This window comes from Providencia sp. PROV267, assembly GCF_028477825.1.
In the GTDB taxonomy this organism is placed as follows: Bacteria; Pseudomonadota; Gammaproteobacteria; order Enterobacterales; family Enterobacteriaceae; genus Providencia; species Providencia stuartii.
In genome coordinates this window covers 50,793-65,061 of sequence record NZ_JAMPLX010000002.1, presented here as the reverse complement: position 1 = coordinate 65,061, position 14,269 = coordinate 50,793, and the positions used below count along the sequence as shown (strand labels likewise).

Annotated in this window: 14 protein-coding genes and 1 tRNA gene; 10 read left to right on the top strand and 5 right to left on the bottom strand. The window is 40.3% G+C overall.

The window, feature by feature from the left end:
* Positions 1-35 precede the first annotated feature (35 nt).
* The 3 genes from PR709_RS01135 to yeiP all read left to right on the top strand — a co-directional run bounded on the left by PR709_RS01135 (position 36) and on the right by yeiP (position 2,592).
* On the top strand, positions 36-473 hold the full coding sequence (locus PR709_RS01135) for a nucleotide triphosphate diphosphatase NUDT15 (RefSeq protein ID WP_004920878.1): 438 nt from the start codon (positions 36-38) through the stop codon (positions 471-473).
* A 165-nt stretch (positions 474-638) separates the two neighbouring features.
* Positions 639-1,889 (top strand): tryptophan permease, encoded by a 1,251-nt coding sequence (mtr, locus tag PR709_RS01130; protein ID WP_004920881.1) that lies wholly within the window; start codon positions 639-641, stop codon positions 1,887-1,889.
* Positions 1,890-2,019: 130 nt separating this feature from the next.
* Complete coding sequence (gene yeiP / locus PR709_RS01125; protein WP_004920883.1) at positions 2,020-2,592, top strand: elongation factor P-like protein YeiP; 573 nt, start codon at positions 2,020-2,022, stop codon at positions 2,590-2,592.
* Positions 2,593-2,690: 98 nt separating this feature from the next.
* Here yeiP and PR709_RS01120 read toward each other — a convergent pair whose 3' ends face one another.
* A complete protein-coding gene (locus PR709_RS01120; protein ID WP_036940824.1) occupies positions 2,691-3,038 on the bottom strand; it encodes a hypothetical protein in 348 nt (115 codons plus the stop codon).
* Positions 3,039-3,362: 324 nt separating this feature from the next.
* On the opposite strand from PR709_RS01120, the gene PR709_RS01115 reads away from it, so the two are divergent.
* Positions 3,363-3,980, top strand: a complete 618-nt coding sequence (locus PR709_RS01115; protein ID WP_004920888.1) for a YrbL family protein — start codon at positions 3,363-3,365, stop codon at positions 3,978-3,980.
* Positions 3,981-4,569: 589 nt separating this feature from the next.
* Entirely contained in the window at positions 4,570-5,151 is a 582-nt protein-coding gene (mepS, locus tag PR709_RS01110; RefSeq protein ID WP_004920890.1) for a bifunctional murein DD-endopeptidase/murein LD-carboxypeptidase, read from the top strand.
* An 86-nt stretch (positions 5,152-5,237) separates the two neighbouring features.
* Here the strand turns inward: mepS and PR709_RS01105 are convergent, their stop codons facing one another.
* From PR709_RS01105 to rsuA, 3 genes are all read right to left on the bottom strand, one after another.
* A complete protein-coding gene (locus tag PR709_RS01105) occupies positions 5,238-5,579 on the bottom strand; it encodes a hypothetical protein (protein WP_004920891.1) in 342 nt (113 codons plus the stop codon).
* Positions 5,580-6,257: 678 nt separating this feature from the next.
* Positions 6,258-7,445 (bottom strand): Bcr/CflA family multidrug efflux MFS transporter, encoded by a 1,188-nt coding sequence (locus PR709_RS01100; protein ID WP_014656192.1) that lies wholly within the window; start codon positions 7,443-7,445, stop codon positions 6,258-6,260.
* Between the two features lie 98 nt (positions 7,446-7,543).
* On the bottom strand, positions 7,544-8,248 hold the full coding sequence (rsuA, locus tag PR709_RS01095) for a 16S rRNA pseudouridine(516) synthase RsuA (RefSeq protein WP_004920895.1): 705 nt from the start codon (positions 8,246-8,248) through the stop codon (positions 7,544-7,546).
* 225 nt (positions 8,249-8,473) lie between these two features.
* Here rsuA and PR709_RS01090 point away from each other — a divergent pair, with 225 nt between their 5' ends.
* Together PR709_RS01090 and rplY are read left to right on the top strand one after the other, a co-directional pair.
* A complete protein-coding gene (locus PR709_RS01090) occupies positions 8,474-10,234 on the top strand; it encodes a DEAD/DEAH box helicase (RefSeq protein WP_004920898.1) in 1,761 nt (586 codons plus the stop codon).
* Positions 10,235-10,396: 162 nt separating this feature from the next.
* A complete protein-coding gene (rplY, locus tag PR709_RS01085; protein ID WP_004920900.1) occupies positions 10,397-10,678 on the top strand; it encodes a 50S ribosomal protein L25 in 282 nt (93 codons plus the stop codon).
* A gap of 88 nt (positions 10,679-10,766) precedes the next feature.
* Here rplY and yejK read toward each other — a convergent pair whose 3' ends face one another.
* Positions 10,767-11,768 (bottom strand): nucleoid-associated protein YejK, encoded by a 1,002-nt coding sequence (yejK, locus tag PR709_RS01080; RefSeq protein WP_004920902.1) that lies wholly within the window; start codon positions 11,766-11,768, stop codon positions 10,767-10,769.
* Between the two features lie 242 nt (positions 11,769-12,010).
* Here yejK and PR709_RS01075 point away from each other — a divergent pair, with 242 nt between their 5' ends.
* From PR709_RS01075 to PR709_RS01065, 3 genes are all read left to right on the top strand, one after another.
* Positions 12,011-12,238, top strand: coding sequence for a YejL family protein (locus tag PR709_RS01075; RefSeq protein ID WP_014656193.1), 228 nt, complete (start codon positions 12,011-12,013; stop codon positions 12,236-12,238).
* Between the two features lie 22 nt (positions 12,239-12,260).
* The gene (gene yejM, locus PR709_RS01070; RefSeq protein ID WP_004920906.1) at positions 12,261-13,979 is read left to right on the top strand and encodes an LPS biosynthesis-modulating metalloenzyme YejM; all 1,719 of its coding nucleotides are present in this window, start codon (positions 12,261-12,263) and stop codon (positions 13,977-13,979) included.
* A gap of 73 nt (positions 13,980-14,052) precedes the next feature.
* Positions 14,053-14,129: transfer RNA gene (locus PR709_RS01065), tRNA-Pro, on the top strand.
* The last annotated feature ends 140 nt before the right edge of the window (positions 14,130-14,269 follow it).

Below are 14,269 nucleotides of genomic sequence, written 5' to 3'. Positions count from 1 at the left end.
GCACCGAATAGAATAAAAAAAGAAAGGAGAAGTTGATGTCTACTGTTGATGGCGTTGTCGTTGGTGTTGGCGTAATTATCACGAATTCACAAGGCCAAATTTTAATGGGCAAACGCAGCAGCAAGCACGCACCTTACTGGTCAATATTTGGGGGGCATGTCGATGCTGGGGAATCATTCGAAACCTGTGCTATTCGTGAAATAAAAGAAGAAATTGGTATTGATATTACCGCCCCAACGGTTTTTGGTATTAGTAACAATATAAACACCTATCACCAAGAAGGTAAACATACTGTCTCTATCTGTATGCATGTTGAATATAATGGCGATATCGAGCCGCAAATCATGGAAAAAGATAAGTGCGAAAGCTTGATGTGGGTATCCCCGAATGAACTCCCAGAACCCCATTTTGAGGCTAGCCGTAATGCCATTGACCTCTGGCTAAACCAACAATTTTATCATCACCCCGCTTAATCGCTTTACTCAGGTACAAATAGCTCAAGGCTATTTGTACAATAATCACCCAACCTATTATTACTACTCTTAATTTTACCTATTTGTGCTTTAATTATTGTTTACATCAACATGCCTCAACTGTATCATTAAGCTAGTACAAAGAAACATTAATCGGGAGTTTCCATGTCTGTTGATGCAGTAAAAACAAATAAGCAGCCCTCCATCTTAGGTGGGGCGATGATCATCGCGGGTACAGCCGTTGGCGCTGGTATGTTTTCAATCCCCATGGTGACCTCCGGTGTCTGGTTTACAGGCTCTATCCTACTTTTGCTGTATACCTTTTTTTGTATGCTGCTTTCAGGATTAATGATTTTAGAAGCCAATATGAATTACCCTGCTGGCGCAAGTTTTCATACCATGGTTAAAGATTTACTTGGGCCTATGTGGAACTCAATTAATGGGCTATCCATTACTTTTGTCCTTTATATTTTAACGTATGCTTATATTTCCGCGGGTAGCTCGATTATCTCGGAAAATTTATCTTCCTATATAAAAATGGACGTTCCACAAGCCGTTTCTGGATTGTTCTTCGCACTTCTGGTTGCCTTTGTTGTTTGGTTATCTACGCGTGCCGTCGACCGTTTAAGTACCATTTTAATTGGTGGTATGGTTATCACCTTTATTATGTCAGTTGGCGGTATGGTCACCACAGCCTCACCTTCGATTCTGTTTAACCAAGTCGATCAAGGCAATACACATTATTTACCTTATGCCCTCGCTGCACTGCCCTATTTGCTGACATCGTTCGGCTATCACGGTAACGTTCCTGGGCTTGTAAAATACTATAATAAAGATAGCCGTTCTGTGGTTCGTAGCCTTGTCTATGGTGCGATTATCACCGTTGCCATTTATATCTTGTGGCAGTATGCGGTCCAAGGGAATATTCCACGCTCTGCCTTTATCCAAATTCGTGAGGACGGCAATAATATTGGTGCACTGCTTAAGCAAATGAATTTGTCTACCAACAGCGATTTTATTTCGAAGTTTTTGAATTTGTTCTCGTATATGGCACTGGCAAGTTCATTCTTAGGTGTATCTTTGGGGCTGTTTGACTTTATTGCTGACTTCTTTAAATTCAACGATAGCAAACAAGGCCGTTTAAAATCTGCCTTAATCACTTTCCTGCCACCGGCTGTATTTGCCCTAGCTTTTCCTAATGGCTTTATTTATGCCATTGGCTTTGCAGGCCTCGCTGCCACTATTTGGGCAGTGATTGTGCCCGCGCTGATGGCAAGGGCAAGTCGTAAGCGTTTCCCGAATAACAGTTATAGGGCGCCTGGCGGCATTGGTATCATCCTATTTGTTATCTTGTTTGGTGTCATTAATGCCGTAGCACACATACTCTCCTTATCTGGTTTACTGCCTGTTTACTGATGATACCCTCCCCAACATCACCGTTGGGGAGATTTTTTTTATTGAAAAGTACATTTCCTATCTTGCCTAATCGCCTATCTGCGAGTAATTTTGTCGCACTCTTTTCTGACGATAATAAAGAAGGTTATTTATGGCAAAAGCCAATGAGATCAAACGCGGGTTTGCGGTGAGTTACAACGGCAAGCTGCTCTTGGTTAAAGATATCGATATTCAGGCACCAAGCGCTCGTGGCGCCAGTACTTTATATAAAATGCGCTTTACTGATATTAAGACTGGCCAAAAAGTCGAAGAACGCTTTAAAGGTGATGATATTTTAGAAACCATCTCTTTAACTCGTCGCGCTGTTAGCTTCTCTTATATCGACGGTGATGAATATGTTTTCATGGATAATGAAGACTATACGCCTTATCTCTTTAAACGTGCAGACATTGAAGAGGAGCTGTTATTTATCCCTGAAGAGGGATTGCCTGGCATGCAGGTGCTCACGATGGATGGGCAAGTATTGGCGCTCGAACTTCCACAAACCGTTGATATGGTTATTGTAGAAACAACACCTGCAATTAAAGGTGCTTCAGCCAGTGCGCGAACAAAACCTGCAACAATGGCAACGGGCCTAACGGTTCAAGTCCCTGAATACCTCACGAGTGGTGAAAAAATTCGTATTCATATTCCTGAACGCCGCTATATGGGCCGCTGCGATTAATTAGATATATCACCTATGGGCATTAGCCCATAGGGCTTTCTTTTTCTTAAACAAATTAAACTAACTTCCTACCTAATAAACCGCTTAAGTTTTTTTATTCAGTTATATGTCAGTGTATACACACCCAACGTCTGTTCTTTATTTATCCATTTAAAGCTTTGAGTGCCTTGACTATTAGGCAATTCATGGATGCCTACTCTCAATTTTTTTAAAGACGTTTTTGTTATTTCTGGTTTACCTTTATTGCTAGACCAACATGTGGTTTCAATATGCCCATCAATTGCACCAATTTGACATGGAGGCATAACAATTGCACCGATAAAGGTAATCGTTCCACCGCCAACATAGTTTTTTTCTTTTGCTTGAACACTACCAAAAGGAAAAAAGCTAAAAATGGTTATTGCTAATAGCGCTGTCAAAGAAATTTTATTTGCTGTAAGTTTCATAAAAGTCATCCGCTTAAAATTAGGTTATCGTCATCTGCGATGAATTATTTATATCTGTAATAATTTTTTACTTTTTATTACTGAATAACCGAATCTTAATTTGAATGAATGAAACAATATTTAACTTACAGTCGTAGTTTTTTATTTTTCTCAAACTCTAAGAAATAACACATAATTAGTTAAGTTGATCACAAATTTGAGACGATCACACATATTGCAACTCCCATTAGGTTTAATCTATTAAAATTAGTACGGATATTTTTAGGAATAGAAGCCTTAACAATAATCGTTATGATCACTAATAGACTTATAACCTAACTCACTATGAAAACATTACTTTCAAAAACCATCGAATTGACGCCATCCCTCTTGATTGCAAGTGGTCGGCAACGTGCATGTTATCAGCATCCCGAGCGTGATGATTTATGTGTCAAAGTTCATCATTCAAATAGAGATGATCGAGAAACAATACGTGAAATTAAGTATTACAAACGAATTTACCGAAATAAATCATCATCAGATGCGATTGCCCATTATTATGGCATTCAAAAAACCACGTTAGGTACAGGCTACGTATTTCAGTTAATAAAAGATAAAGCGGGAAATGTATCCAATACGCTGGATTATTATTTAAAAAATAAAAATGCTTTTTTAAAACATCAAAAAAATATGAGAATTGCCTATGATATTTTTAAAAAGACTGTTTTTAAAGATGCAATAGTGACAATGGCATTAAAGCCTTACAATATTGTTTATCAATTAGGCTATAAACCCCACGGCCAATTTTTTATCATTGATAATCTAGGTTGTGCGACTTTAATTCCCGTCGACTACTTTTCATCTACAATCGCTCGAGCCACACTCACTCGTCGATTTACCGATTTTGAACAGCGAATGCTAAGAGAATATCACGTCAAACTGGCTAATATGCAAATAAACTAGTGGCAAAACGATATTGCGTTGCTTTGATCTTGCGGCGCAATATCGTATGCTTCACCATCGTATTAGATTATTCAATTTAGAAAAATTTAAACTTCTTTACAATTCAAAAAAGCCTGTAGACGCTGTTATACTATTAAGCAAATGTTGTTTCACTCAAAGCGTGATCTAGATCGTTATTTTTACTCGATTATTTGAGTACCTAACGATAACACACACACTTTTTTAACTCTAAATGTACAAAAGATGATACACATCCATGCTTAATATAATGTTTTGTAAATTATTACCTTATTAACTCGCCATTTTGCTTTCGTTTATGTATGCTCTCTATGTTTGGCGAAATAAGTATGCAACTGCCAAACTCTAACGGTGAGTGTTTAACAGTTTGTTGTTATGTTGACATAACAAATGTGTCGCCAACGCAGCAAATCGTCGTTTTGCTCATATACAAGTTTTAGTTGTTCTGTATTAAACGCTTTCTGTGAAAAGCCAGTGTCGCATTTTGTAAAATGCGCTTTTCACAGGGATAAGTTTACGTTTGTTGTGTGGAAAAAAACACAATAAGAAATGGCAAGGGATATTAACAATAATGGCAACATCTGAAAAATTTAAGCGCAACATTTTGCGCATCATACCAGCAATAGCAATTGCCGCGACACTGTCAGCTTGTACTGCTCCTGATTCTTCAAGAAATGCTCAACGTACCACTCATTCTGAACCACGTATGTTAAATGGTTCTTCCGATTCGTTAGCAATGGCTTCTCAAGATGAGTTCGAACAACTCGTTCAAAGCGTCGATACCAAATCGAAGATCATGAATCAATATGCAAATTGGAAAGGTGTGAGATATCGTCTTGGCGGTACAACAAAAAGTGGTATTGATTGTTCAAGCTTTGTGCAGCGTACCTTTATTGAACAATTTGGTGTTGCCTTACCACGTACGACCTCAGAGCAAGAGTCTTCCGGTAAGAGTGTTAACCGTAACAATTTAAAAGCAGGTGACTTGGTTCTCTTTAAAACCGGTCGCCGCATGAAGCATGTTGGTATCTATATTGGTGACAATAAGTTTGTTCACGCCTCTACCAGCAGTGGTGTTATCGTATCAGAAATGACTAATGAGTATTGGAGCAAACGGTACTACGCTGGTCGCCGCATCATTAATGGTTCATAACCGATAATACCTTTTTAAATTCCTTGCCAATAAAAAAGCTTCCAAGTTAAAAACTGGAAGCTTTTTTATTGCGTTCAATAGCGATGTTAGGATGAATAAAAACCTGACTCAAGCTCCGCGATAGCAACACCAGCCGCCTTTAAGCGGCACATGGCGGCAAGTTCATCACTAGCATGAATGAAGAGGCAAATTTCTTTTTGCCATTCTAAAATCGCACTTTCAATTTGCAATTCAGACAATGATTCTGACAACTGCTTCATTGCAATGCAATCTGTAGCACAGTCATGGCTGAGTAATTTCAGCCCCACAAGTTTATCGCTATCGAAGTCATCTGTAGGTACGACTTCAACGTCCGTGCCTATTTTCCCAGATAACCAGCGGTAACTTTGCGGCAGCCTGTGCACAACCGAAAGACCTGATTTTTCCACAACAAATTCCTATTGCTACCTAAACCATCATAGTGTTCGTTGAACGAAGGCTATTTACTTAATCAACGCTTCGCTGAGGCTGCCTTTATGGCGAGATACCTACGAGCCTTAAGCTTTGACTCTCCCTCCTCTAAATAAATGTTTAGAGGTCAGTAAACGATATCAAACTTCGTTCAAACCGAATTCGCGACAAAGCCCAAAAGTAACGGGTTTGTTAAATATACATACCTAAATATAACATTAAATATTACTCGTGTCGTTAAATTTTTGTGACATAAATCCTTGCATGCACATTTTTTTACTATGAATGTTAAATTTTAAATTTTTTTTGATCTTAAAACTCAACACAGAGACTAACTATTAGTCATTTTTTTTACATTATTAAACGGACATTAATAATAAGCTGAGTAATTTTGAAGAAAACTCACTAACTCCACCAACTTATGACTTAACTGCAATTACCTGAGTTTAATACACAAATTTAACAAATCGCTATCAAATGATTATTGATTTAGATCATTTTTATTCATACTTTCCAATTTTACTGGCAAAAAATTCGGTTTTACCGAGTAATTAATTTTTGCTTAACACTATATAAAAAGAGATGGTCACGAAATGAAATAAGTACGAAGGAAACCACTGTTTCATCCATGAAACAGCCAGTCTTATTGGATTAATTTATTTTTTGGCGCGTTTCGCCAATAAAACAAATAGCATTGAGCAAGCCACGCACGCAACCATAGAGCCAACCATCGGCCATGCTGACTTAGCGGGGATCATCGATAGTAAAGTTCCTATCAAAGCCCCAATGGAAAAACGGATTGTTCCCGCTAATGAGGAAACCGTACCTGCAATATGTGGATAATTATCTAAAATTACCGCCATTGCATTTGAAGTTATCATGGCAATCCCACTGACATAAATCGCCACACCAAGCACCAAAGCCCAGAAGCCAACATCCATTGCCGTGGTCGCCAGTAACCAAATTCCCATGGTGAATTGGACAATGATCCCTAGGTAGAGCATGCGCTCTGCCCCAAAGCGCCTAACATAACGACCATTAAATGTGGTCATAATGAATAAGAAAATAATATTAATACCAAAAAAGTAACCAAAATTTTCTGGCGCCACGCCATTCAGTTCAATATAAACAAACGGGCTCGCATTCAAAAATGAAAACATTCCCGCAAATGAAAATGAACTCGCTAAAATATAAAACAGCACTTGTTTGGCACGAAAAAGGGTTGCAAACTGCCTTAATGTATTACCTAAATGAAAGGGTTGCCGTTTCTCAACAGGTAACGTTTCACGTATAAATAAACTCACTAAAATAACCGCAATCACGGCCGCTATCGAAATACTCCAAAAAATGGCATGCCATGAGAACCATAACATCACCTTGCCACCTAAAATCGGTGCCAATAGTGGGGCTATTGTCATCACTAAAACAACAAATGACATGCTGCGTGAAAACTCATCACGCGTAAACATATCCCTCATTAATGCGTTGATCACAACACTAGCCGCCGCCGCAGCAAAACCATGTAGGAAGCGAAACAAGATGAGTGATTCGATTGACTCAGAAAGCGCACATGCTGCTGAGGCGATGGCAAATACGATGACGCCGCCTAAAATCACAGGCTTACGACCCAGACTATCGGCCATTGGACCATAAAATAGCTGCCCAATTGCAAAGCCAAAAATATAGCTATTAAGCGTCATCTGGATACGCCCTTCATCGACATTGAAGTACTCACCCATCACTAAAAAGCTAGGTAAATACATATCAATGGCTAAAGGCATAAGCATTGATAATAAGCCTAATATTAATATCAACCCTATGTAGGATGATTTTTGCTGTTGCACTCTTTAAACTCCTATCTCGCTCTCGCCTGATACGACACACCTTAAAGATATGTCGCACACCAGAAACGATTTTATTTATTTTTATTAATAATTTATCGTTAGCGCGGAACGATAACGCTGTTGATTTCGTCTTCGGTTAACTCACGATACTCGCCGGGAGCAAGATCATCATCGAGCCAAATATCACCAATACGCTCGCGGTGTAGCCCACAAACATGATTTCCTACTGCTGCAAACATTCTTTTTACTTGGTGATAGCGCCCTTCGCTGATGGTCAATAGCACTTCTTTTGGAGAGATGACCTCCAACTGAGCTGGCTTGGTTGGATATTTTTCGCCATTTAGCATGACGCCTTCGGCAAAGCGTTTTGCAACATCGTCAGCAATGTCGTTTTCTAACTCAACTCGATACGTTTTTTCACAGTGGTGCTTGGGAGAGGTTATGCGATGTGACCACTGACCATCATCGGTTAGCAATACTAACCCTGTGGTATCAATATCAAGGCGCCCTGCTGAGTGCAATTTGTCTGCCAGCGGCTCATCAATAAAATAGAGAATGGTGGGATGAGCAGGATCGTCTGTTGAGCAAACATAGCCTTGAGGCTTATGCAACATAAAATAACGCGGGCCTGTAACATGAACTAAAACACTGCCTTCATAAGCGACAACTTGTTCAGGGCTGACTTGTACCGCACCTGATTTGACAATTTCATCATCTACAGTGACTTTTCCGGCACGCAGCTCTCGCGCCACTAGGCTCCGGCTAATCCCTAATTGCTGGGACAAAAACTTATCCAGTCGCATAAACACTCTTAATTTGATGGAATAGTAACTTAGTGCCTAAAGACAACTAAGTTGTTAGAAATAAAATTGAAAGGTTATTGTGATTGTGCTCACATCTTTTATTATATCAATAACTAACTACAAGTGATAGCGTCTCAAAATTAACGCGTGTTTTTAGCTCAACCCATTGTGTTAACCTAAATTTTACATTAAGCGACTTACTATTTTTAATTAATACTGAATAATATGCCTTTTGTCCTTCGTCCCTATCAACAAGAAGCTGTCGATGCGACCGTTCGTTATTTTCGCCAACACACGCAACCTGCCGTGATTGTGCTACCAACGGGAGCAGGAAAAAGCTTGGTCATTGCCGAACTTGCTCGCTTAGCTCGAGGAAGAGTATTGGTTCTTGCTCACGTCAAAGAATTAGTAGAACAAAACCATGCAAAATATATCGCTTATGGCCTTGAGGCTGATATTTTCGCTGCTGGCTTAAATCGCAAACAATCCCAAAGCAAAGTCGTCTTTGGCAGCGTACAATCCGTTGCGCGAAACTTAGACAGTTTTAATGATAATTTCTCCTTAATCATCATTGATGAATGTCATCGTATTAGCGCGAATGAGAAAAGCCAATATCAACAAATTATCAATAACCTTAGCCAGTACAACCCTGCATTGAAGATCCTAGGTTTAACCGCCACTCCCTATCGACTCGGTTCAGGATGGATCTATCAATATCATTATCACGGCATGATAAGAGGCGATGAGAACTGTTTTTTTCATGAATGCATTTATGAGTTACCTTTGCATTACATGATTAAAAATCATTTCTTAGTCACCCCCGAACGCCTTGATATGCCAGTATTACAGTATGACTTTAGTCAAGTTTCTCTCAGTTCCGCCGGCATTTTTAATGAACAAGAATTAAACCTTTCTATTAAGAAACAAAAACGTATTACACCTAAAATTGTCGCTCAAATTGTTGAATACGCCTTACCACGGCAAGGTTGTATGATCTTTGCCGCTACCGTTGAACACGCAAAAGAAATTTTCGGCTATTTACCTGAACAGACCGCCGCCTTAGTTACCGCCGAGACGCCCGCGATAGAGCGAGAGGCTATTATTCAACAGTTTAAGCAGAAAAAGCTGCATTTTTTAGTCAACGTTTCTGTTCTGACAACAGGGTTTGATGCCCCGCATGTCGATGTTATTGCCATTCTACGCCCAACAGAATCTGTCAGCTTATACCAGCAAATTGTAGGCCGAGGATTGCGCCTTTCACCGGGAAAAACCGAGTGCCTGATCTTAGACTATGCAGGGAATCCTCACGACCTCTTTCGCCCTGAGGTAGGTTCAACTAAGCCTAACACCAACAGTGTTCCCGTTCAGGTATTCTGCCCTCTTTGTCAGTTTGCTAATACTTTTTGGGGAAAATGCACCGAAGATGGGCAAATTATCGAGCATTATGGTCGCCGCTGCCAAGGCTGGGAAGAGAATGAATTAGGTCAAAAGCAGCAATGTGAGTACCGTTTTCGTTTTAAACAATGTCCTCATTGTGGTGCAGAAAATGATATTGCCGCTCGCCGCTGCCAAAAATGCGATGGGGTATTATCTGATCCTGACGATATGCTAAAAGCGGCTTTGAAATTAAAAGATGCGTTGATCTTACGTTGCGGCGGCATGGCACTAACCAATGGTGCTGATAACAAAGGTGAATGGCTAAAAATCACGTACTATGATGAAGATGGCACCTCCGTTTCGGAGCGCTTTCGTTTGCATACGCAGGCGCAACGCCGTGCTTTTGAATACCATTTCTTGCGGGAACATTTCCGTGCGCCAGGCGTTCCTTTTCATTGGTCTTCGGCTAATGACATTATCTCTCAGCAGGCTTTATTACGTTATCCTCAATTTATAGTGGCTCGTAAGAAGGAAAGTTATTGGGAGATCCGCCAAAAAATATTTGATTATCAAGGGCGTTTTCGAGTTGCCGACCAACTCTACTCCTGATATTGATTAGATTATGATTGCTGTAAAGACGGTTTTCCGTTAAAATGCCGCCCGCTTGGATGTTTCGCGTCAGCGAATTACACATCAACAAGCCAAATCTCGAACCTGCTGCTGGGTCGCCTGTAGCAGGATTTTATTTTTTTCTTGTATAGAGAAATAGTAATGTTAACTATTAATGCAATTGCACGTAAAGAGCAGGGTAAGGGTGCGAGCCGCCGCCTGCGCAGAGCAAACCAGCTTCCAGCTATCGTTTACGGTGGCAACCAAGAAGCTATCTCTGTTACTCTTAACCATGATGAAGTGATTAACCAAGAAGGCAAAGCAGAATTTTATGAAGTTCTGAGCCTGGTTATCGATGGTAAAGAAACTAAAGTCAAAGTTCAGGCAATTCAACGTCACCCATTCAAGCCAAAAGTGACGCACATTGACTTCCTGCGCGTTTAATTAAAGCCACAAGCCGAGCTTTAGAATTTATCGGGACGCCGAGTAAATAACGCCGCAATTGCGGCGTTATTTATTTTTAGTGGTTACCTTATTTGCCACTACGACGTTGCAGTTGATCCCGCAAATTTGGCGGAGTGCCTCGAATCGTTAATGTATCTGTGACTGGATCCCAAAAAATACGCTCTCCCATCAGTAATGCATCAAAACTGATCGTTATTCCACCACCACTACCAGAAAACTTGGTCAGTTGCTTTAACGTACCTCTATCTGCGGGAAAGCTATCTTCTAATTGATAATCATTTTGGCGAGCAAAATCACTGAAGCTTTGTTCCTCAACTACCGGCAGCTCATTCGATAGCGCTTGTAATTCAATTTCTTCCCCTGATTGCAACTGCTCAGTACAATAATTATGGACTTGCTGACGATACGCTTGACGCGTATTTTTATCCATCTGAGCATTATCACAAAAATCATCTAGCGCTTGTACTAAGCCTTTATTTTGAGCTTTTGCATTTAGACCTTCTGACGCCGCTAAAAAGTCCATAAAAAAGTCAGAGACTTTGCGCCCTACTCTCCCTTTTAAAAAGGTCAAGTAACGGGTTGACTCTGGGTTCGTTTCCCACTCAGTTAAATCAATACGCGCTACAATATCTGCATGAGGGATATCCAGATAATGTGTCGTCGATAAATCGAGGTTATCTGTCACGAACATACTGTCACAGCTGCTTAATACCGCGATTAATAAATATTCAACCGCGAGGTAGCGATATTGACAAAAGAGCACCACGCCCCCTTCAGCAAAGGGATATTTTGCCAATTCATCTTTTAAGCGCACGGTCATTGCACGGCTAAAACCGAGAAACTCCTCTTCACCTTTGCGCAATAATTTCAATGCGTCCGCCAGCTCACTCTCTTCGTTGAACTCGCCAAACGCTTTGCTCTTCGCACTGTATACTCGGTGTAATTCTGCCATCATGTCTTGCACAACGTTATCGGTTGACAACAGAGAATCACGTAACATCACTTCGAGTGTTTGTTCATCGCGTTTGATCAACTGATGTAAAGCTATCTGGGTAATTTCCAGACTCATTGTAGGCTCCTTGTTCAAGCAGAAATATTGTCGCGCGTATTCAAACACCGATGCTATTTATCTGCAACTGAAACCGTCACCTCTACCTATTTTTACTTAGCAAAATTGAACTAATACTCATTCAAATTATCTTAATAAGCATTATTCTCACTTGAATATAAATTTCTTGCGAAGAATGAAGAAAAACATCCCGCTATACGCTATCATAGGTGAGCTTTAACTAATTTAGGATGTCGAAATTTATGCCACAGTCATCTCGCTATAGTGATGAAAAAGTTGAAACTTTGCTTGCTGAACTTGTCAGCGTGTTAGAAAAAAACCATACTCCTGTAGATCTTTCACTTATGGTGTTAGGCAATATGGTGACCAATCTGCTTAATACGTCTGTTGCGCCAACTCAACGTAAAATGATTGCAGACTCTTTCGCCAACGCTTTGTTGTCTTCTGTTAAAGAAGATCAATCTCACTAAATAGACTAATGAAATAAACAGTATGGTGACCCAGCAGCGCTACCGTGACAAAGTCTCCCAAATGATAAGTTGGGGGCACTGGTTTGCACTTTTCAATATACTGCTTAGCCTCGGGCTAAGCAGTAGCTATCTGTTTATTTTCGATTGGCCTGATACGCTAGCTGGGCGTATTTTTGCCTTCGTCAGTTGGATTGGCCATTTTAGCTTTGTCGTTTTTGCTTGCTACTTGCTCATTGTCTTTCCTCTGACCTTTATTGTGATGTCTCAGCGGCTGCTGAGGCTGATTTGTGTTGCCCTTGCCACCGTTGGCACCACATTATTACTCTTTGATATTCGGGTATTTAGCCAATTTGGCCTACACCTAACGCCACAAGTTTGGGATCTTGTCATCAACCCTGACAAAGGTGAAATGGCTCGCGAGTGGCAACTCATGTTTATCACCATCCCAATCATCTTTCTCGTTCAAATGCTATTTGCAACGTGGAGTTGGCAAAAGTTACGCAGTTTAAACAGGCAAACTTTTGGTAAGCCACTTGCGGGGATATTTATTGCGACCTTTATTATGTCGCACCTAATGTATGCATGGTCTGATGCTAATTTCTATCGCCCCATTACCATGCAGCGCTATAATTACCCGCTGTCACAACCTATGACGGCAAGGAAACTGCTTGATAAATACGGTCTGCTGGACTTATCAGAACATCAAAATCGTGTTTTTCAACAAGGTAGCCCTACTGCACTAAAAATCCAGTATCCATTAAAACCGCTCAGCTACTATGACCAAGGTATGGGTTATAACTTGCTGTTAGTTGTTGTTGATGATTTAGGCAATAAAACACAGCAAAATAGCATGTCATCGCTGAAATCATTTAAAGAGATGAGTACCGAATTCACCAACCACTATACGACGGGTTTACGTAACGATACTGCTCTCTTTGGCCTATTTTATGGTATCTCATCCAGCTATTTTGATAATATTCTTAATGAGCGGTATGCCTCTGTGCTTATCCAAGCATTGCAGAAACAAGGGTATCAATTCGGCCTATTCTCTACCGATGGCTTTAATTCCCCGCTTTTCCGTCAAGCTATCTTGGCCGATTATTCATTACCTGCAAAAGCGGCTGATAGTGATGCACAAACAATTTCTCAGTGGGATTCCTGGTTAAAAGGTTTAAAAAATGAATCGCCTTGGTTCTCCTTCTTAAATATTAAAGGTAAACCGGGAAGTAACCAGACGGATCAACAAATCAATCAAGTAATAGAGTCACTGATACGTGATGGTCGCTTGAAAAATACGATTGTTATTATTACAGCGAATTATAATAATGCTGAACAATCTGACACGACAAACTGGTTTAGTAATAAACGTTTTGAGCGGGAAAAAATGCAGGTTCCACTGCTTATCTATTGGCCTAATACACCGAGTCAACAAATTGATAAGCTGACAAGCCACCAAGACGTATTGACGACGATTATGCAACGGTTACTGCATGTGTCTAACTCGCCTGAGGATTATAGCCAAGGGGAAGATTTATTTAGCCCAGAACGTAAATACCCGTGGGTTATTACCGGCGATGACAATGATGTAGTGATCACGACCAATAGTGCGACCCTATATATGGATCATAACGGTCAATTTAGTATCTATGACCTGCAAGGTCGAGAAGTTAAAGACCAAAAACCTGATCTTGCACAGTTATTGAAGATTTTCACAGAGCTTAAGCGTTTTAATGAAAATTAACGTTTAAAAATCAATCAGTCGTGCAATCAATGTCTTGCTTTCATGGGGAAAATGAGTAGTATTAATCGCAGTTCGGCATGTAGCGCAGCTTGGTAGCGCACCGTCATGGGGTGTCGGGGGTCGGAGGTTCAAATCCTCTCATGCCGACCAGAATTCCCTAAGAAAACCAACCTGTTATGGTTGGTTTTTTTGTATCTAAAATTTAAGCGGGGTAAAAGTTTGCTTTTAAAGTCTTCAAAGTCTGGCTGTATCTTTTCCCGCCAATAGAAATAGAGACGCAACTAAAAATA